Source organism: Nostoc sp., from assembly GCF_036917675.1.
GTDB lineage: Bacteria > Cyanobacteriota > Cyanobacteriia > Cyanobacteriales > Nostocaceae > Nostoc.
The window spans coordinates 51,976-71,592 of the sequence record NZ_JBALCT010000071.1; the positions used below are offsets into that span (position 1 = coordinate 51,976).

10 protein-coding genes, 1 pseudogene and 1 CRISPR repeat array are annotated in these 19,617 nt (G+C 44.8%); of the genes and pseudogenes, 6 read left to right on the forward strand and 5 right to left on the reverse strand.

Annotation, left to right across the window (positions count from 1 at the left end):
- The first annotated feature begins 89 nt into the window (after positions 1-89).
- The 5 genes from V7K31_RS27320 (at position 90) to V7K31_RS27340 (ending at position 5,772) form a co-directional block, all read left to right on the forward strand.
- Positions 90-881 carry an MOSC domain-containing protein gene (locus V7K31_RS27320; protein ID WP_335099167.1) on the forward strand — a complete coding sequence of 264 codons (792 nt, stop codon included), beginning with the start codon at positions 90-92 and terminating at the stop codon, positions 879-881.
- A gap of 75 nt (positions 882-956) precedes the next feature.
- Positions 957-1,088, forward strand: a complete 132-nt coding sequence (locus tag V7K31_RS27325; protein WP_335098662.1) for a helix-turn-helix transcriptional regulator — start codon at positions 957-959, stop codon at positions 1,086-1,088.
- A gap of 185 nt (positions 1,089-1,273) precedes the next feature.
- Complete coding sequence (locus V7K31_RS27330) at positions 1,274-2,548, forward strand: hybrid sensor histidine kinase/response regulator (protein ID WP_335098665.1); 1,275 nt, start codon at positions 1,274-1,276, stop codon at positions 2,546-2,548.
- A gap of 236 nt (positions 2,549-2,784) precedes the next feature.
- The gene (ldpA, locus tag V7K31_RS27335) at positions 2,785-3,945 is read left to right on the forward strand and encodes a circadian clock protein LdpA (RefSeq protein ID WP_335098668.1); all 1,161 of its coding nucleotides are present in this window, start codon (positions 2,785-2,787) and stop codon (positions 3,943-3,945) included.
- Between the two features lie 84 nt (positions 3,946-4,029).
- Positions 4,030-5,772 (forward strand): R3H domain-containing nucleic acid-binding protein, encoded by a 1,743-nt coding sequence (locus V7K31_RS27340; protein WP_335098670.1) that lies wholly within the window; start codon positions 4,030-4,032, stop codon positions 5,770-5,772.
- 154 nt (positions 5,773-5,926) lie between these two features.
- On the opposite strand, the pseudogene V7K31_RS27345 reads toward V7K31_RS27340, so the two are convergent.
- Together V7K31_RS27345 and V7K31_RS27350 are read right to left on the reverse strand one after the other, a co-directional pair.
- Positions 5,927-6,097, reverse strand: a pseudogene (locus V7K31_RS27345) (transposase); the annotation flags it as partial.
- A 195-nt stretch (positions 6,098-6,292) separates the two neighbouring features.
- Positions 6,293-6,589, reverse strand: a complete 297-nt coding sequence (locus tag V7K31_RS27350; protein ID WP_335098673.1) for a hypothetical protein — start codon at positions 6,587-6,589, stop codon at positions 6,293-6,295.
- A gap of 634 nt (positions 6,590-7,223) precedes the next feature.
- Here V7K31_RS27350 and V7K31_RS27355 point away from each other — a divergent pair.
- Positions 7,224-8,582: a glycerophosphodiester phosphodiesterase gene (locus V7K31_RS27355; RefSeq protein WP_335098676.1), complete on the forward strand. Its 1,359-nt coding sequence runs from the start codon at positions 7,224-7,226 to the stop codon at positions 8,580-8,582.
- A gap of 601 nt (positions 8,583-9,183) precedes the next feature.
- A CRISPR array of direct repeats spans positions 9,184-11,021; the repeat unit is 37 nt; unit sequence GTTTCCATCAACAAAATCCCCTCACGGGGACTGAAAC.
- Positions 11,022-11,472: 451 nt separating this feature from the next.
- Here V7K31_RS27355 and V7K31_RS27360 read toward each other — a convergent pair.
- The 3 genes from V7K31_RS27360 to V7K31_RS27370 all read right to left on the reverse strand — a co-directional run bounded on the left by V7K31_RS27360 (position 11,473) and on the right by V7K31_RS27370 (position 19,468).
- Positions 11,473-14,595 (reverse strand): efflux RND transporter permease subunit, encoded by a 3,123-nt coding sequence (locus V7K31_RS27360; protein WP_335098679.1) that lies wholly within the window; start codon positions 14,593-14,595, stop codon positions 11,473-11,475.
- Between the two features lie 242 nt (positions 14,596-14,837).
- The gene (locus tag V7K31_RS27365) at positions 14,838-17,960 is read right to left on the reverse strand and encodes an efflux RND transporter permease subunit (protein ID WP_335098681.1); all 3,123 of its coding nucleotides are present in this window, start codon (positions 17,958-17,960) and stop codon (positions 14,838-14,840) included.
- A complete protein-coding gene (locus V7K31_RS27370) occupies positions 17,957-19,468 on the reverse strand; it encodes an efflux RND transporter periplasmic adaptor subunit (protein WP_335098684.1) in 1,512 nt (503 codons plus the stop codon). Before V7K31_RS27370 ends, V7K31_RS27365 begins: the two co-directional genes overlap by 4 nt.
- Positions 19,469-19,617 lie beyond the last annotated feature (149 nt).

The following is a 19,617-nucleotide window of genomic DNA, read 5'->3' on the forward strand; positions in this document are numbered from 1 at the left end:
GTTCGCCTTAGCGTCTCGAAGAGAGGATTCTTGGTTCTCCGAGGCCACTTAAAACTAGATACCTTGCAGTTTCTAGCCCAATTGCTATGATGCCTTACCTAGCAAAGATTTTATTGTATCCAGTTAAGTCACTAGATGGTGTTGAAGTTGAAAAGGCTAGAATTATTGCTAGTGGGGCACTACAGCATGATCGCGAGTTTGCCATTGTTGATGATCAGGGTAGATTTGTCAATGGCAAGCGTCATGCTAAAATCCATTTACTAAGGGCGCAATTTGCACTTTTAAATAGAACTATCTCGTTGCAAATCCCAGGCTGCGACTTACAAAAAATTTTTCATTTGGATCAGGAACGGCAAGCATTAGAAGCAACTTTGAGTGATTTTTTTGAGTTTGCTGTCACATTAAAGCAAAACTCTCTGATGGGTTTTCCTGACGATACATTTTCACCTGGCCCAACGGTAATTAGTACGGCAACGTTGGCAGAAGTAGCTTCTTGGTTTCCGGGTTTAAGTGTAGATGAAATGCGCCGTCGGATGCGTGCCAACATCGAGATTGATGGTGTACCAGCATTTTGGGAAGATCGGCTATTTAGTGAACAAAGTAATTTAGTCTCCTTTCAAGTAGGAGATGTGCAATTTTTTGGGGTTAACCCATGTCAGCGTTGTATAGTGCCAACACGCGATTCTTACTTAGGGAAAGCTTACCCAAACTTTCAAAAAATCTTTGCTACCCAGCGACAAGCAACTCTGCCAAATTGGGTTGCTTCATCGCCTTTTAATCACTTTTACAGATTGAGTGTCAATACCCAATTACCCCCATCCTCAGCCGGAAAAATTTTACAACTTGGCGATGAGGTTGAGATACTTCCACAACAAAATTAACATTTATTTAAAATAAAAAATACTAAGTAAATTTTTGGGGATTTTTTTGTTCTTACTCTCTCTAGGAAATTAATTATGATAACCAAAAGAAAGCCGAGACATCCTGGTATTTTGATTAAGCGTCAATATTTAGAACCTTTAAAAATGACCAATACTCAGCAAGCTGAGATTTTAGATGTTTCACGTAAAACAGTTTCAGAACTGTAAGCAGGCTCTCAGGTTCGCAAACCTCATAACTGGCTAATAGCTTTGATCGTCTGTAAAACTCTCTAGCACTATGTGAGTTAAACTATAAATATAAGTATTTCGGTGAAATCGGTTAACAAATTTCAGGGTAATTTCAAAGAAGCATTTATTATTCTCAATAATCATCCGCCTAGCTTTTAATAATAATGCATTTTAATCAAACTAACCATCATAAAAGAAATATTTTGGTAGTCGATGATACCCCAGATAATTTGCGGCTTTTATCGGCGATGTTGACTGCACAAGGTTTTGAAGTTCGCAAAGCCTTAAACGGTAAAATGGCACTAACTGCGTGTCAAATGGTTTTGCCAGATGTGATTTTGCTGGATATCAATATGCCAGATATGAATGGCTATGAAGTTTGTCAACAACTAAAAGCTGATCGTAAAACTTGTGAAGTCCCAGTAATTTTTATTAGCGCCCTGGATGATGTTGTAGATAAGGTAAAAGCCTTTGATGTTGGTGGTGTAGACTATATTGCAAAACCTTTTCATGGGGCAGAGGTTGTGTTGCGAATTGAAAATCAGATTAATTTACGTTTGCTCCAAGTTAAACTACAAGAAAAAAACTTTTTACTCCAAGAGGCTCTTAATAACTTGAAAATAGCCCAAGTTAAACAGATTCAGAACGAAAAGATGGTGGCGCTGGGGCAGTTAGTGGCTGGGTTAGCTCATGAGATTAATAACCCGATCAGTTTTATCTACGGGAACCTCAAATATGCTGGTGAATATGTGCAAGACCTAGTAAATATGATTGAGATATATCAACAGGAATATCCCAAACCCACACCAAAAATTCAGCAAATAGCTAAAAATCTAGACCTGAATTTTATAATTAAGGATGTGCAAAAGCTGATAGGTGCAATGTATAGAGGATCTGATCGCATTCGGGAAATTGTATTGGCGCTACAACACTTTTCTCGGCACGATGAAGCAGAGATGAAGCCGGTAAATATCCATGAAGACATCGACAACACTTTGGTGATGTTACAATATCGACTCAGGGAAACAGCAGACCGTGCCGCAATTGTTCTAGTGAAAGATTATGGTAATTTGCCTCTAGTTACTTGTTATACAAGTGAACTAAACCAAGTATTTATGCATCTGTTAAATAATGCTATTGATGCAATAGAAGAAAGAGTGGGGAATCAATCTTCTACTCCCCAAATTCGGATTCATACAGAGGTGACAGACTTGAATATGGTCAAAATTGCGATCGCTGATAATGGCACTGGTATAAAAGAGTCGTTGCGATCGCGTTTATTTGACCCATTTTTTACCACAAAACCTGTGGGTAAAGGTAGTGGGCTAGGATTATCCATTAGCTATCAGATTATCGTGCAAAAACACCGAGGAAATATTACCTGTACCTCCTCTGTTGGGCAAGGAGCAGAGTTTGCGATCGAAATTCCTATAAAGTAACCTGAGCCTGAAATGAGAATATTTATAACTATGTTAAGAAATATAACGGAGAAACTCCCCTTGAGCAGCACGAGCGATCGCTTGTGTTAAATCTTCTTGAGTTTGACGTAAAATCGTCTACCAGTGTGCTTGCAAAAATTGGATATTTTTTAGTTGGAAGTCCCTAAATTAGGAAATCCGGATTTTTTCTTGATTACAGACTACTATTTTTAGTCACATAAACGCATAATAGAAAAGTGACTGATTTGTTCGCCCCTTTACAATCTCTCAAAGAAGGTCACTGGTTCAAGCTCATCTGCGGAGCCAGCTTCCAGCATTTGCCGGCAGTCAGAAGTTTAACGTTAGCCTATACTTTGGCGGGCGCTGACTGTATAGATGTCGCAGCTGATCCAGCAGTGATTGCAGCAGCGCAAGCAGCGCTACAAGTAGCCAGAACTCTTACTAGGGATGCCCAAAAGCGAGGCTTTGACTACAAAGGCAACTCACCCTTTTTGATGGTCAGCCTGAACGATGGAGAAGACCCACATTTTCGGAAAGCAGAATTTAATCCTACTGAGTGTCCTACAGACTGCCCTAGACCCTGTGAACGGATTTGTCCGGCACAAGCAATCGTGTTTAACAGTATAAAATCAGATTTTTCGGGAGTATTATCACAAAAGTGCTATGGCTGCGGTCGTTGTATACCAGCTTGTCCATACAATATAATTTATACAAATTCATATATGTCAACGCCGGGAGCGATCGCGCCATTGGTAATGTCAACGGGAGTAGATGCCGTAGAAATCCATACAAAAGTTGGGCGGTTGGCAGAATTTGAGCAATTATGGCAAGCAATTTCACCGTGGACCGATCAACTAAAGTTACTAGCCATCAGTTGTCCCGATGGCGAGGGAATGACTGACTATTTGAGAGCAGTATATCATCTGATTGCCCCACTCAAGAGTGCTTTAATTTGGCAAACCGACGGTCGTCCGATGAGTGGTGATATTGGCGATGGCACTACAATAGCCGCGGTGAAATTAGGGCAAAAAGTTTTGGCAGCTAAATTACCGGGATATGTGCAGTTAGCAGGCGGCACTAATAGCTATACCGTTGCTAAGTTAAAGGCAATGGGACTGCTCAACGATTTTAGATTGCCGATTTTAGATTTTGGATTAGAAGATGCCAATCCCCAATCTAAAATCCAAAATCCAAAATCCAAAATTTCTGGGGTCGCCTACGGTAGCTACGCCCGTGTACTGCTGTCACCGATTCTCGAACAGTTAGAGAATAAGGAGGTAAGTAACACCAATACAAAGACGACTGGTAGCCTAGAAGAAGATAATACATTACTTTGGCAAGCTGTAGAACTTGCCCATTCTCTCGTTTCCCAGATCAAGTCACAGCAGGAGCGTTAATCGCTCGTTACGGAAAATTACCCACGGCGGATTCTCCTGCACGTAAATGTCCTCGCTATCTCTAAAAACGTCACCATAGAAAGCATGACGATTACAGACGATCTCCAAAAGTTATTAGACATTTTGCCCGAAGACCTGCAACAAGCACTAGAGAGTCATCCCAAACGAGATAGTTTAGTAGAAGTGGTCTTGGATTTGGGTCGTCGCCCAGAGGCTCGCTTTCCCAATCAAGCTGAGTATCTGAGCGAAGTACCCGTTACTCAAGAACAGATAGATGATTGCATTCAACGAGTCGGAATCTTTGGCGGAGATAATCGGGCAGGAATTGAGCAAACTTTGCATCGGATCAGCGCTATTCGCAACCGCACGGGTAAGATTATTGGCTTGACCTGTCGCGTTGGTCGGGCGGTATTTGGAACCATTGGCATGATCCGCGATTTGGTAGAAACTGGTAAATCGATTCTCATGCTGGGGCGTCCAGGCGTGGGCAAAACTACTGCCTTACGGGAGATTGCCCGGGTTTTGGCGGATGATCTGCATAAGCGAGTGGTGATTATTGACACCTCCAACGAAATCGCTGGGGATGGTGATGTTGCTCACCCCGCCATTGGTCGCGCAAGGCGGATGCAAGTGGCTCATCCAAATCAACAGCATCAGGTAATGATTGAAGCAGTGGAAAACCACATGCCAGAAGTCATTATCATTGATGAAATTGGCACGGAACTGGAAGCTTTAGCGGCTCGTACCATTGCGGAACGGGGTGTACAGTTGGTGGGTACTGCCCACGGGAATCAGATCGAAAATCTGATTAAAAACCCTACTCTGGCTGATTTAGTTGGGGGTATCCAAGCTGTGACGCTGGGAGACGATGAAGCGAGACGGCGAGGCTCTCAAAAGACTGTTTTGGAGCGTAAAGCCCCTCCTACCTTTGAAATTGCGGTGGAAATGTTGGAACGCCAACGCTGGACAGTACACGAAAGCGTTGCTGACTCAGTAGATAATCTGCTGCGGGGGCGTCAGGCTACTCCACAAACGAGAACCGTTGATGATCAGGGCAAAGTCGCTGTTACAAGGCAGTTAGCTGTTGTCAACGGTCGCGGTGGACATTTAGCGACAGTGGAGGAATCTTTCCCACAGGCGCGACCGTCTAATGGCTCTAATGGTTGGCGTTCATCTGGACAAATGGTAGCACTGCCGCAATTGCCAGTAGAGCGGGTAACAGGACGCAGTGAGTTTGACCGTTTGCTGGATGAATCTTTCAATTATTCTGAGAGCATTGATTTGGATGCTGCTACCAGACAGCCCGGCCCCAATGGTGAAGATTTGCCACTACACGTTTACCCCTATGGCGTTAGCCGCCACCAACTGGAACAGGTAATTAGTGTGCTAACTTTACCCGTGGTATTGACAAAAGACATAGATAGTGCTGATGCAATTTTAGCACTGCGATCGCACGTCAAAAACCACGCCAAATTACGCCAAATGGCCAAAGCTCGTCATGTACCCATCCACATGATTAAGTCCAGCACGATTCCCCAAATTACCCGTGGTTTGCGGCGGTTGCTAAACATCGACGACCCGGAGATGGCGGACGACCGAGAACTGCAACTGTTTTTGCACAATGGTAGCGATGATGAGATGGATGCCTTGGAAGAAGCTAGACTTGCTGTTGAGCAAATTGTGATTCCGAAAGGACAGCCAGTGGAGTTATTGCCGCGTTCTCCCCAAGTCCGCAAAATGCAACATGAGTTGGTAGAACATTATCGCCTCAAGTCGCATAGTTTTGGCGAAGAACCAAATAGAAGATTGCGGATTTATCCGGCATAACCTCACCGAATTTACGATGTTTAAATTTTGGATTTTGGTGAAGCAGCGCGGTCTTGGGGGTTTCCCCCATGAGTGACTGCACCAAGCCGTAGGGATTGAAGATTCAAAATCCAAAATTTAAACAGGTCTGATATTATAGCAACCGCCAAGGCAGTTAGGACGCTGTACGAAGAACATCTTCTATGGCATCTCGGAGACAGTCAAATTCAATTATTTGTTTACGAATCCGACTCTTCAACCATGACCAACATCGCTCAATTTTGTGTTTTGGTCAGGTGAATAAGATGGCAAGTATTTTATAGTGACAGTCCGCCGCTTCAATTATAGCAACGGACAGGAAGCTTAGGACAACGATAAATTCACAATGTATCCTATTGAGGGCGTCTACCGCCAACTTGTCCTAACGGCTTTGGCGACTGCTATAAATCTTTAAGTACCCGGACAGAAATATTTACACATGGTTTTTAGTCTGGATAAAGGTTTCAGGTCTAATTTTGTGTAATTAATTCTGTCTTACTACTTAGTTATGCTCATCGTGGCGAATGGAACGGGAAATGCTATTTTCTCGGCGATTGAGTTGTTGTCGTTCACGACGATTTAAACGTCCATCTCTCAAGTCACGCCTCCGAGCCGCATTTAAAGATGCTTCTCTACGCTCCAATGAACGATATTCACGTTTGTTAATACTGCCATTTTCAACACCATGAGTAATCCGATGTTGCTGATTAACTTCCCGATGATAAACTTCTTGAGCAGAAGCTACTGTCGGCAAAAAAATTGCCGCCGCGCACATTGCAGCATATGCTAAACGTTTCATACTAATTTCCTCAAATAATTTTAGGAAGCAAGCGATAAATCTAGATTTTTTCAATATATCTAAATACTAGTGCTTGATATAACCACTATATTCACCTCTTTGCAAAAGCACCTGTGACTAAAGTCATCAGTCTGACTATGACTTTAGTCACTGTGTCTGGAGTGAGATCGCCGTGTTTTAAACGCTCATCACCACGGTGAAATGCTGCCAAGGTTCCTGGTGTTCCTACTTAGGTTATCAACGGCCATTACAGATTCTCTACAAGCAATTGCAAAAATCAACGCATTCAAGCGCGATCGCACTCTTAGCAACGGCTAGCTCTCCCGATTCGGACTTAACCCTTAACGGGGTACAAGTATAGTAACCGCCTTGGCGGTTGCTATATCTCCGCCAGATTACCCATAATAAAAGAATCCCACACCTTAATCCCCTCCCCGCTCTTCGGGAGGGGAGACAAAGCGTAGCATTGGCGGGGTGGGGTTCTTCGGGTTTAATAAGCAATCAAGCGGACATGATATCAAGTTGTAAATCCAGTTCCGCAAAAGACAGCCAATTACAGAGTTTAAACTCTCGTAAACCTTGTTTTAACCTTGCAGTATCAAGCTATAAAGCGTAGATTTGCGAGGGTTGAAATATGCTTCGGCTCAAAGGTTATGTATTATTTATCTGCTTTTTTGTAGCATTATCTGTTTCAGTCATTCTAGGGAGTATGAATTTTGTTCAGGCTATTGAGAGCCGCAACCCAAAGCTTCCCAAGCTAAATACTCTATACGGACAAGCTCCGATAGTAATCGGTCATCGCGGCGGTGGAACTGGTTATCGTCCAGAACATACGGTGGGAGATTTTGGACGTGATTTGATTGGTTCTCACAACTTAGGAATTGAATTTGGTGCAGACTACATTGAACCTGATTTGGTAATAACCAAAGATGGAGTCCTGATTGTTCGCCACGAACCTCTATTGGCAACAGTGAAAACAGATAACAATGGCAAGATTGTTTACGATGCTCATGGGAAACCTACTATCCAAGAAGCCACAACAAACGTTGCCGATGTTTCCGAATTTGCTAAACGTCTAACAACCAAAGTCCTTGACGGGAATAGTGTTACAGGTTGGTTTGCAGAAGACTTTACTTTAGCTGAGATTAAGAAACTACGGGCAATCGAGCGCCTGCCCAAGATTCGTCCTCAGAATACTAAGTATAATGGTGTGTTCCAAATCCCCACTTTTGATGAAGTTATCAATCTTGCCAAACGCAGCGAAGCAAAAACTGGTCGGAAAATTGGTATTTATCCCGAAACCAAGCACCCAACATATTTTGCTGAAGCTGGTAAATATTTAGATGGCACTCCTATCCATGTGAATACTTCACAACTTCTAATTGATCGCTTGGTTGCCAACGGCTACACTAATCGCGATCGCATTTTTATTCAATCTTTTGAAGTCTCTAATCTGAAAGAATTAAAAAATAAGATCATGCCTGCTGCTGGAGTCGATATTCCTCTGATTCAGTTAATTGATAGCAGTGGCGCTCCTTATGACTTTATTTACCACAAGCTTCCTCAAACCTACGCTGATCTGATCACTCCTAAAGGGTTGACCCAAGTTAAAACTTACGCAACCGGAATTGGCCCTGACAAGCGGCTAATTGTACCTGCCTCTCCACATTTGAATAACCAAGGTCAACCGATTGATATTAATGGAGATGGGCAGATTAGCGATGGTGATAAGTTCCTCGGAAAGCCAACTTCCTTAGTTAGTGATGCTCATAATGCTGGCTTGCTACTCCATCCTTACACCTTCCGCAGCGATTCATATTTTCTGTCCCCTGACTACCACGGGCAACCGCTTCTTGAGTTTGAACAGTTCATTAAGTTAGGAATAGATGGCTATTTTACTGACTTTGCTAATTTTGGATATGTTGCCAAGCAACAAGCGTTACATGCACCGGTGAACCTCAAAGAATTAGAATATGGGAACTTCCAAAAATAAAATAGCCCACAGTAAGGTTTACACCTCAACTACGGCAAATGACTGAGCGATCGCTCTTGCTCAAAAAGCACCTCTGATAACTACCAAGCTCGAAAAACTGGTTAAGAAGATGTTTGAAAAGTATTATTGCTAACATCAAAGCATCAGGAACCTAACCCCCCTAGCCCCCCTTCCCTATGAGGGAATGGGGGTTTCAAAGCCTCTCTCCGCTTCGGGGAGAGGTTTGGAGAGGGGTTTTTAGTATACTTTACGACTTTCAAACATCCTTTAAGCCTGAAGAAGATTCGATAGGATTGTATGTACTTGATGGCGGGGCAATCAAGGGAACAATTATATCCAGTTCGGAAATTACTGGACAAAAGCAAACAATAGTTTTATGATTAGTGTATCAGCTTGATGTTTGGCAAGTCGAAGCGGGGGCTAAAAGCCTGGGGGATCTGCCAAAATCGCCAGAACCTTGACAAATCAATAACTATAGCGTTTCATAAATGCGGGAAGTTGCAAATTACTTGCAATAAGGCAGGCTGGAATTGACCAAAATTTTCGATCTGCCAAAACCCTTCCCAGAAAGCTTGCTCTGTAACGGTTTCAGTATGGAGCGGTTTCCATCAACAAAATCCCCTCACGGGGACTGAAACCACCAGGATCTTTGAGCTGCAATGCCCAGGCGATGGTGGTTTCCATCAACAAAATCCCCTCACGGGGACTGAAACGCTAGAGCTTTGGATGTTCCCCCGGAGTCAATATTCAGGTTTCCATCAACAAAATCCCCTCACGGGGACTGAAACACGAATTCATAAAATATGGGACAAGCAGAGCGGTTGGGTTTCCATCAACAAAATCCCCTCACGGGGACTGAAACTTATCCTCTTGAAAACTCTCCAAAGCCTCACGCAACAAAGTTTCCATCAACAAAATCCCCTCACGGGGACTGAAACAGCCAACACTGATATTACTAGTATTTGTAGAAAAATTGTAGGTTTCCATCAACAAAATCCCCTCACGGGGACTGAAACCTGTAAATATCACTGGCTGTTGCTGTCCCCAAAGAAGTTTCCATCAACAAAATCCCCTCACGGGGACTGAAACGCTATCAAGGATCTCAATGGTCGAAATAGTAGGATAATGTTTCCATCAACAAAATCCCCTCACGGGGACTGAAACACCCCTCAACGACGGTTACACGGTAGAATGGAATAGGTTTCCATCAACAAAATCCCCTCACGGGGACTGAAACTGTAATTGGGGGGCTTCCCCCTTTTATTATTTGTGGGTTTCCATCAACAAAATCCCCTCACGGGGACTGAAACAGAACAAGAGAATAATTAAGTGCAAATGTGGCTCTAGTTTCCATCAACAAAATCCCCTCACGGGGACTGAAACGCGGAAAAAGGTGCAAGATAGCCAGAAATTCTAGAAGTTGTTTCCATCAACAAAATCCCCTCACGGGGACTGAAACCTAGAATCCCTCCGGGTAGCACCGAGTAAGGTAGATAAAACAAGTTTCCATCAACAAAATCCCCTCACGGGGACTGAAACCATTCTTTTATCCATCTGCTGAGGGATACGATGGAGTTTCCATCAACAAAATCCCCTCACGGGGACTGAAACGACAATGGGATTCCTCTTTATAACGGCTGGGTAAGGTTTCCATCAACAAAATCCCCTCACGGGGACTGAAACCTACTTACGGGTCATGCGCGTAAGTAGTGGGGTTGGGTTAGTTTCCATCAACAAAATCCCCTCACGGGGACTGAAACCAAAGCTTATCTCAACTACTCACTCAGGCATTGGTACTTGTTTCCATCAACAAAATCCCCTCACGGGGACTGAAACATAAGGAACTTTCTGAATTTAGAGAAATGGATTTTAAGTTTCCATCAACAAAATCCCCTCACGGGGACTGAAACCTAAAGGAATTTCAACTCATACTACCCGTCGGAGTTTGTTTCCATCAACAAAATCCCCTCACGGGGACTGAAACACGTCGTAACTGAACGTGACCAACCCAGAGGATTTTGAGTTTCCATCAACAAAATCCCCTCACGGGGACTGAAACTGGCAGGTAACGGGTCATGCGCGTTACCTGGGGAACGGAGTTTCCATCAACAAAATCCCCTCACGGGGACTGAAACTCAAATCAACAATAACAACAGAGGTTTTTAACGACAGTTTCCATCAACAAAATCCCCTCACGGGGATTGAAACTTATCAATCGCAGTCTGAACGTCGGGCGGCACCGTGCCCGTTGGTTTCCATCAACAAAATCCCCTCACGGGGACTGAAACATTCATAAAGTTGAAAAAAGCCTAACAGCATATACAAAGCCAGGTTTCCATCAACAAAATCCCCTCACGGGGACTGAAACCTATCAGGAGAAAGGCTAAGGGAGACAGTCGTGAGTTTCCATAAACAAAATCCCCTCACGGGGACTGAAACCAGCGACAGCGTGGGAGAGTGAACTACTCAGACTTGCCTATGGCTGAAGTCTGAGCTTCCCAATTCATTGGGAATAGCCTCAAAAACTCCGTAGTTTTTTTGGTCTGACATTCCCTCCAAGGGCAGGAGTCCTGGTTCCCAAGACCCAAATCTTTCTCTTGCAACATGTACCTATTAGCTTGGTTTTCGCTTGTGGCATTGATGGTCAAGACATTTTATATTCTACCAGAAAATCCTGGGCATTCGTCATACATCCAGAAGAGAGTTTTTACTGTGTAAAAAATCAATTCCAGATGTAATCCTCATCCCCCGCTCACAATCCCCACAGAGATGAGTACATTGAAGGTGGGGACTTCCGCGACACGTTAAAGGCGGGAGATACCCAAAGTTTCCTTCAACAAAATCCTCTCATGGGGACTGAAACGATGCAGGACAGAGAATTCACACTCAGTCAGCTTACCTTGGGCTTTTTGAATAAAAAGCCGGAAAACTTAGGTTGGCCAAGGTTTTTCCGCAATGCCTCCATGTAAATGTAAAACACTGGAGTTAGATAGAGAGTCAATATCTGAGAGAACAACAATCCACCAACGATCGCAATCCCCAATGGACGACGCGCTTCTGAACCTACACCCGTCCCCAAAGCAATGGGCAATGTCCCAATTAAAGCTGCCATTGTCGTCATCATAATCGGGCGGAAGCGAGTTAAGCAAGCCGCATAGATGGCATCAAAGGAATTTTTCCCTTCCTTTCGCTGTGCTTCAATGGCAAAGTCCACCAGCATGATACCGTTTTTCTTGACGATGCCCACTAGCAAAATAATGCCGATGAAAGAGTAAAGATTTAAATCAACTTGGAAAATCAGCAGCGTCAGTAATGCGCCAAAACCCGCCGAAGGTAAACCAGAAAGAATGGTGATCGGGTGAATGAAATCCTCATAAAGGATACCGAGAATCAGATAGATTACTACAATAGACACCAACAACAGCGCCCCTAAATCGTTGAAGGACTGTTGAAAAGTCTGGGCTGAACCCTGAAAACTGGGGGTAATTGTTGAGGGTAGCAACTCACTCGCTACTTGCTTGATCGCATCTGTAGCCTGACTTAGAGACGTTCCTGGGAGCGTATCAAAAGAGATAGTCGAAGAGGGGAGTTGAGCAACGTGAGCGACGGTGAGGGGTCCAACATTCTGGGTGATATTTGCGATCGCACTCAAAGGAACCAGTTTTCCAGTACTCGATTGCACATATAGTAGCGATAGGGCGCTGGGATCTCGCTGAAACTCCGGTTTCACTTCTAAGATTACATAAAATTGGTCATTTGGGGTATAGATAGTAGAAACCTGGCTAGAACCATAAGCGGCGCTGAGGGTTTGTTCAACTTGTTGGGCGGTAATCCCCAGAGTTGCGGCTTTGTTGTGGTCAAATTGGACTTGGATTTGAGGAGTGCTGAGTTGTAAATCGCTATCAACGTTCTGGAGTCCTGGTAGGGTTTTGACTTTATCTACAAGTTTCGGAACGTATTGGCGCAAGTCTTGCAAATTCAAGCTCTGCAAGGTGAACTGATAAGTAGAATTAGTTTGTTGTCCACCGATGGGAATGGCTGGCGGAGAGCGGAGGAATGTCTTAATCCCAGTTGTCCGTCTCAACTTTGGGGTTAATTCTTGAATGATTTGGTCAGCATTCAGTTGACGTTGAGAACGTGGCTTGAGCCGAATAGTAATTCGCCCGCCGTTGACTGAACCGTTGGGGCCACTTGCACCCACAATCGAGTCAACTGCTTCAATGTTGGGGTCTTTACGAATAATATCAACAACCGTTTGCTGGTGACGCACCATATCATCAAAAGAAATATCTTGGGCGGCTTTCGTGTTCGCCATCAGTTGTCCGGTGTCTTCCGTAGGAATAAATCCTTTGGGAACGATGACGAACAGATAGACGGTCATTAGCAGCAGAATGCCAGAACCAATCAGCGTCATCAGGCGGTATTTTAAGACGGGTTTGAGCGTCCAATCATATCCCCGCAGTAGAAAATCAAATCCCCCTTCTAAGACTCGATAGAGCCGATTTGGTCTTTGGTGATGGGATGAACTTAAGAATCGACTGCACAACATGGGGGTGAGACTGAGGGAAACAAAACCTGAAACCAAAATTGCCACTGCGATCGTCACGGCAAATTCATGAAATAATTTACCGATTATTCCACTCATAAACATGATCGGGATGAACACCGCCACTAGGGAGAGGGTCATTGACAAAATTGTGAAACTGATTTCTTTTGATCCCTTCAATGCTGCGTCTAGGGGAGATTCGCCCATTTCCCGATAACGGACGACATTTTCCAACACCACGATCGCATCATCCACGACAAAGCCCACGGAGAGGGTCAACGCCATAAGTGAGATGTTATCTAGGGAGAAGCCCGACAAATACATCACGGCAAAAGTGCCAATGATCGCTACAGGTAGCGCCAAACTGGGAATCAGCGTCGCAGTGATGTCACGCAAGAATAAGAAAATTACCAAGATAACTAGACAAACCGAGAGAACCAAGGTAAACTTTACATCGTTGACAGAGGCTCGGATGGTTTGGGAGCGATCGTACATAATCCCCATCTCAATGGATTTGGGAACTTGTTCGCGGAGTGTAGGTAAAAGTTCCTGGATGGAATCAACGATATTTACAGTGTTAGCACCCGGTTGCGGCTGCACGGCGAGAACAACAGAATGGCGGTTTGTTACCTTGCGATCGCTATACAAATTCGAGACTTTGACGTTTTGTGAGCTGTCAATTACGTCCCCCAAATCCTGGAGACGCACGGGCGCACCATTCTTGTAAGTTACAATTAGCTGGCGATAGCCGGCAGCATCGGTGAGTTGACCGTTTGCCTGAATCGTATAGCTTTTGTAAGCATCAGAGAGACTACCAGTTGGCAAGTTGACATTTCCCTGTTGAATTGCAGTTTTTACCTGAGTTAGACCAATTCCCCTTGATGCCAACTCTCGCGGGTCAAGCTGGACGCGGACTGCATATTGCTGTTGACCATAGACCTGTACCTGAGCAACACCATCAATCATCGAGATTGGTTGACCAACTGTTACCTCCGCGTATTCATCTACTGTGGAGATTGGCTGTGTCTCAGAATACATATACAGATACAGAACTGGTGAGACAGACGGATTGACTTTGCGGTAGGTGGGCGGGTGAGGCATTCCGGCGGGCAGTTGTCCGGCTGCGGCTGAGATGGCTGCCTGTACATCTTTGGCGGCATCTTCCACTCTGCGGCTAAAGTCAAATTGTAGGGAGATGTTGGTGCTACCAGTTGAACTGGTGGAATTAAATGAATTGAGTCCGGCAATTTCAGTAAACTGTCTTTCTAGAGGTGCGGCGACCGAAGATGCCATTGTTTCGGGGGTGGCACCAGGGAGACTAGCAGAGACAGAAATAAAAGGATATTCAACGTTAGGCAGGGCACTGATGGGTAATAGTACATAACTCATCAGACCGAAGATGAGGATACCGATCATTACCAAGGTGGTCATGACTGGACGACGGATGAAGAGTTCTGAAAGGTTCATGGGTTTTGTTCTCCCAGAAATGTGATGAGGATGCGATCGCTAAATAGCAATGTGCTTGGGTTAAGGCTTAACTCTTTACGAACCGCAGAGGCGCAGAGGACACTGAGAGAAGAAAGAAATGCTTAACTGAATGTTGGGTTTTAACACAGGAGACAGGAAAAAAACGGCTTTAATATCTGGTGTAAAAAACTCTCTTAATTCTCTTCTCTGTGTCCTCCGCGTCTCTGCGGTTCGTTTAAATATCACGATCGCCCGCCTGAAAATGAAAATACCCGACGGAACTTAACTTGAGTAAGTTTTTTCCGCCATGATTCCATATATATATAGAACACGGGAGTTAAATATAGGGTCAATATCTGAGAAAATACCAGTCCGCCCACAACTGCAATCCCTAGAGGACGGCGGGATTCGGAACCAGCCCCAAATCCGATCGCGATCGGTAAAGTTCCCATTAACGCTGCCATTGTCGTCATCATAATCGGGCGAAAGCGCACCAAGCAGGCTTGATAAATCGCTTCAGAGGGCTTTTTCCCTTCATTTCGCTGGGCTTCAATGGCAAAATCCACCATCATAATGCCGTTTTTCTTGACGATGCCTACCAAGAGAATTATGCCGATGAAGGAGTAAACATTCAGTTCGACATGGAATATTATCAGCGTTAACAATGCGCCAAAACCTGCTGAAGGCAAACCAGAAAGAATCGTAATCGGGTGAAGGAAATCCTCATAGAGAACACCCAGAATCAGATAAATTACTAAGACTGCGATCGCTAACAATAAACCCAAACTCGGCAGTGAACTCTGAAATACCTGACTTGCGCCCTGAAAGTTCGTGCTAATGCTGGCAGGAATCACCTGATTAATCAGTTTTTCAATCTCTTCGTTGGCATTTCCCAAGGACACACCGGGAGCGAGGTTAAAGGAAATGGTCGCGGCGTTCATCCGACCGTTATGATTAACCATTAACGGGCTGACTCCCTGAGATAGTTTGGCAAATGTCTTCAGAGGAACTGCCACTCCAGTACTAGAGTTAATGTATAATGCCAACAAAGCATTGATATTCTCTTGATACTGAGGCGCTAATTCCAGAATCACTTGATACTCATTGGTAGCTGCATAGATGGTTGACACTTGGTAGGAACCGTAAGCACTTCTCAAGGTATTTTCGATTTGCTCGGCGGTAATCCCATAAGTTGAGGCTTTATCGCGGTCAATGTCAATTTGGATCTTAGAAGCAAACTGTAAATTGCTGTTCACATCCTGGAGTTCTGTCAAGTTCTTCATCTTGAGAACAAGTTGGGGAACATACTCCTGCAAGGGTTTGACATCAGAACTCTGGAGTGCTAATTGATAAAGTCCTGTGCTTTGTTGAGCGCCAATCGGAATCGCCGGGGGATTTTGTAAAAATACTTGGATACCTGGAACAGTAGCAAGTTTAGTTCGCAAATTTTGAACGATTTCGTCGGCAGTAAGTTGGCGCTGCGATCGCGGTTTTAACCGAATAAACAAACTACCAGAATTAGCTGCAACTGCTGCCCCACCGCCACTACCACTCGCTCCCGCCCCGATATTGGAGTTGACTGCATCCACGTTTGGGTCTTGGCGAATCAGGTTAACAACTGTCTGCTGATGCTGCACAAGATTATCGAAGGATGCATCCTGGGCTGCTTGGGTAATGCCTGTAATTTGTCCGGTATCTTCGCTAGGAATAAAGCCCTTGGGAACTATCACCAACAGCCAAACTGTCACCAGCAATAGAAAGCCAGATAAAATCATCGTGGTGCGGTGATATTTTAAGACTTTTTTGAGACTCCAATCGTACAGACCGAGGAAGCGCTCGAATACATATTCGGAAGCTTGATATAACCGACTTTGATGGGCGTGATCCACCGGACGCAGAAAACGGCTGCACAACATCGGAGTTAGACTCAAAGACACAAAACCAGAGACGAGAATTGCAACTGCGATCGTCACAGCAAATTCATGAAATAATCGTCCCAAAACTCCACTCATGAATAACATGGGGATGAAGACTGCAACTAAGGAAAGGGTCATTGATAGGATGGTGAAACCAATTTCTCTTGACCCATTTAACGCCGCTTCTAGGGGACGTTCCCCCATTTCTATATGACGGACGATATTTTCTAGCATGACGATCGCATCATCCACTACGAAGCCCACCGAAAGGGTCAACGCCATCAGCGACAGGTTATCTAGTGAGTAGTGCAGCAAATACATCACCGCAAAGGTGCCAATCAGCGAAACGGGTAACGCCAAACTGGGAATCACCGTCGCCGAGAGGTTCCGCAAAAATAGGAAGATTACTAAGATAACTAGAGCGATCGTCAGAATCAACGTAAATCTGACATCATCTACTGAATCTCGAATCGACTGAGACGCATCATAGAGAATCCCAATTTCCACGGATGCCGGAATCTGCGATCGCAGATTCGGGAGCAATTTCTTAATCGTGTCTACGACTTCTACCGTATTGGTTCCGGGCTGTCTTTGAATGGTGATAATAATCGCGCGAGTATTGTTATACCAGCTTGCTAACTTGTCATTTTCTACACTGTCAACAATCCGACCCAGTTGATTCAGATAGATGGGCATTCCATCTTTATAAGACACAATCAACTGGCGATAAGCAGCCGCATCCTGGAGTTGCCCGTTAGTTTGGACTGTAAAATTCTTGTGATTTCCCGAAAGACTGCCGGTAGGTAAATCGACGTTACCCTGTTGAATCGCCGTCGCCACCTGATCTAGCCCAATTTGCCGCGTTGCCAATTGCTGCGGATCAAGTTGAATTCGAGCCGCATACTTTTGGGAACCGTAGACAGCTACCTGTGCCACCCCATTGATTGTAGATAACTTTTGCGCTAGATAAGTCTGGGCATAATTATCTACTTGGGAAAGGGGCAGAGTCGGAGAGTCGAGATAAAGGTAAAGAATAGGTTGATCTGCGGGGTTAACCTTGCTGTAAGTGGGAGGATTGGGTAAATCCGTCGCAATTTGCCCCGATGCTCCCGATATCGCGGCTTGCACATCCTGCGCCGCGTCATCAATATTCCGACTCAGATTAAATTGCAGGGTAATTTGAGTCTGTCCCAGAGTGCTAGTTGAGTTGAGGGAATCGAGTCCCGCAATGCTGGAAAATTGCTTCTCTAAAGGACGGGCAACCGATGCGGCCATCGTTTCGGGGCTGGCTCCCGGTCGAGCGGCACTTACCTGGATTGTGGGATAATCCACACTTGGTAAATCGCTGATTGGCAGCAAGCGATAACTCATGAAACCGAAGATTAAAATCGCCGCCATCACCAGAGTCGTCATGATCGGGCGGCGGATAAATGGTTCTGAGAGGTTCATGATTCACCTCCGCCTGACTTAGGAGATTGTCCCCCCTGCTCCCTGCCCCCTGCCCCGCTTCCTCTTCTCGATTTCGAGGAATTCCCATCTGTATTTGAATTATTGCCGGCTGTTTTGATGCGGATTTTGCTACCCGTAACCAGATTAGCTTGACCATCGGTGACAATTTTATCGCCTGGTTGCGGTCCTTTCTGAACCACATCTAGCCCATCAATGCTGCTGCTAACTGTAACTGGAACATTTTCCACTGTCATGTCTGGCTTAACTACAAAAACAAACTGTCCATCTGGGCCATTCTGCACAGCTTGGGAGGGAACAACCGTTGCATTCGGTTGTTGAGTCAGCGTCAGCGTTGCATTCACAAATTGACCGGGAAATAAATGTCCTTGCGTGTTGTCAAAGTCGCCAATCAGTTGAATTGTTCCCGTAGTGTTATCAACCGTATTATTGACAAAAGACAAAGTACCTGGTAACGGACGAGCTTGATTATCCGGGAACGTCACATCTACCTTCAGCTTGCCATTCTGCATATACTTTTGTACTTGGGGTAGATTTGTTTCGGGAATCGAAAAAGCAACTTGAATCGGGCGAATTTGGGTAATATTCACCAATGGAGTCGTGCTATTAGCTTGCACCACATTGCCCAGAGTCACTAGAATATTGCCAGCGCGACCATCAATGGGCGCATAAATTTTGGCGTAAGATAATTGCACCTTGGTATTATCTAATGCTCCCTGGTCTGAACTGACAACGGCTTGAGCATTAGCGATCGCAGCTTGATCGCCTTTAACAACGGCTTGAGCATTACTTATAGCCACTTGATCGCTTTTCAAAACAGCCTGAGCATTAGCGATCGCTTCTCGATCTGCTTGCAGAGTTGCGGTAGCCGATTTGCTATTAGAAACGTATTGCTGTGATTGATCTAAACTAATCGCGCCCTTCTTATACAAGGCACCATAGCGATCGCTTTGTCCTTTGGCAAATTCTGCTTGCGCTTGATCCTTGGCCAAAGTCGCCTGGGCTTGTCGCACCAAAGCTTGGTCTTTAATTAAATTCGCTCTAGCTTGGTCTACCTGACCCAAATCTCTAGTTAATGCAGCTCTTGCTTGTTGTACCTGCGCTTGGTCTTTGGCGACAGTTCCTTGAGCTTGCTGGATTGCAGCAGTTTGCGATCGCTCATCCAGGGTAAACAAAAGTTGTCCCTTTTTCACCTCTTGACCTTTCTTAAAATAAACTCCAATGATCCGTCCACTGGCTTGGGGCGTAATCGCTACCGTAGACCCCGATTGCACGTTACCGATCGCCTGCAATTGGATTGGAACCGTTTTTTGTGTCACCATTGCCACAGTTACAGGTGTCACTTGCTGCTTATTACGATCAGCTTTTCCCGTTTTCTCTGTCTTGGCTGCACCCGCATGGATACCAAAAACAACTAGTCCAGCCAGCACCATCACGCCCAAAATTACCCAAGTAATCTTTTTTGGCGATCGCGGGAGCTTCGGTTCCATACTCTTCTCAGTTAAACTCTCGTTAGAAATTTCATGGATCATCAGAACCTCCAGAGGATTTTAGTTTATTAGAAATAGCCAAATCCTTTACTCCCTCAACTCCCGCTTCTACCAATTTCATTTGCGATCGCTATACTTACAGCACCTAC

Coding starts and splice junctions, on each gene's coding strand:
- V7K31_RS27355 (WP_335098676.1), top strand. CDS start 7,224: ATGCTTCGGCTCAAAGGTTATGTATTATTTATCTGCTTTTTTGTAGCA.
- V7K31_RS27370 (WP_335098684.1), bottom strand. CDS start 19,468: ATGGAACCGAAGCTCCCGCGATCGCCAAAAAAGATTACTTGGGTAATT.
- V7K31_RS27320 (WP_335099167.1), top strand. CDS start 90: ATGCCTTACCTAGCAAAGATTTTATTGTATCCAGTTAAGTCACTAGAT.
- V7K31_RS27340 (WP_335098670.1), top strand. CDS start 4,030: ATGACGATTACAGACGATCTCCAAAAGTTATTAGACATTTTGCCCGAA.
- V7K31_RS27350 (WP_335098673.1), bottom strand. CDS start 6,589: ATGAAACGTTTAGCATATGCTGCAATGTGCGCGGCGGCAATTTTTTTG.
- V7K31_RS27325 (WP_335098662.1), top strand. CDS start 957: ATGATAACCAAAAGAAAGCCGAGACATCCTGGTATTTTGATTAAGCGT.
- V7K31_RS27330 (WP_335098665.1), top strand. CDS start 1,274: ATGCATTTTAATCAAACTAACCATCATAAAAGAAATATTTTGGTAGTC.
- V7K31_RS27365 (WP_335098681.1), bottom strand. CDS start 17,960: ATGAACCTCTCAGAACCATTTATCCGCCGCCCGATCATGACGACTCTG.
- V7K31_RS27360 (WP_335098679.1), bottom strand. CDS start 14,595: ATGAACCTTTCAGAACTCTTCATCCGTCGTCCAGTCATGACCACCTTG.